The sequence below is a fragment of the Pseudomonas karstica genome (assembly GCF_009707515.1).
Taxonomy (GTDB): domain Bacteria; phylum Pseudomonadota; class Gammaproteobacteria; order Pseudomonadales; family Pseudomonadaceae; genus Aquipseudomonas; species Aquipseudomonas karstica.
Genome location: NZ_WLYI01000079.1, coordinates 1 through 1,226 on the forward strand (window position 1 = coordinate 1; position 1,226 = coordinate 1,226).

At 62.7% G+C, this 1,226-nt stretch carries 1 pseudogene; it reads right to left on the bottom strand.

Going from position 1 to position 1,226, the window contains the following annotated elements:
- Positions 1-1,155 (bottom strand): annotated as a pseudogene (locus tag GIR22_RS25780) (type IV secretion protein Rhs); the annotation flags it as partial.
- Positions 1,156-1,226: the final 71 nt, after the last annotated feature.

Below are 1,226 nucleotides of genomic sequence, written 5' to 3' on the forward strand. Positions count from 1 at the left end.
CGAGGCCGGCACATCGTCGACAGACTCTTTCTGCCTGACCACCGCGTTCTGACGCGGCCCCCAGCGCATCTGCAGCCCACCCTTTTTCAGGCCGCCAACCACCCCGCGAACCGCCACCGCCTTATACCGATCCACCGCCGCCATAAAGCCTTGGATGATGGTAAAAACACCTTCAACAAATGCCTTGGCCGCCTCAAAAATCGGCCTCCCATACTTGCTCACCCGCAGCGCCATGTACGTAACACCCGCCGCGGGCAAGGCCAACGTCAGCACCAGCGCAATCAACAGGTCGATCAGCAACGCCACCACAAACCCGGCCGCCGCCTCGCCAGAACGCCCGGCAACCTGGCTCGGCGGCAGCGCCGACAGCCAAATCATCGCCGTGCGCAACATCAGGTACAGCGCCGCTTCATCACTGGCCAGCAACATGGCCTGTTGCATCACCTGGGGCGCGCTCTTGGCCAGTTTGGCCAGCCCTTCAACCTCGGCGCCCAGGCTTTCGAACAGCTTGCCGGGGTCCTTGAAGACCTCCTGCACCTGCTTGATCGCGTCCCAGGCTCCCGAGATCGCCGCCCAACTTCCCGCCAGCAAGCCATTGCCAATTGCGGTTGACGCCGAGGTTTGCCAATGCGGCCGGAACCCGTGCCACTGCTTGCGCAGCCAGGTTTCCAGGTCCGCCGTCAGCCCGTCGTAAGCAGTGAACAGCGCCTCCAGTTGCTCCGCTGACACGCCACCCTGCACCCGCACCTGATAACGCCCGCCGGCCACGCAGTGGTGGGAGCCTTTCCCATGCTCATCCAGCACAATGACTGAGGAACTGCCGTCATCCAGCCCGATCACTTCAACCGGGATATTTCCCAGCGGCACGTCATACACCGACTCAAATGTGCTCTCGATCTCCAGCACACCGCCCGCCGGGCAGCGCGCCACCGTCGAAAGAAAGTCCGCATCGGACAGGCTCACCGAACGCTGCGAGCTCCCAAGCCGCAACACCCGGTCCATCCCCAGCAACGACGGCAAATCCGCCCCATGGCTGAGCGTATCCAGCGCCTGCGCATACCAGGCCCCCATCTGCTGGCGATACACCGCCAGGCTCTGATGGAAGCCATCCAGCTCATGTTCGATAAGGGTGATATGGGAGGAGGAAGCAGTCATCCATGACGTCTCTGCAAGAAGGAGGCGTCGGAGTCTGCAACAGCAAAAGAGGGGCAGGACCAGTGGTTCGG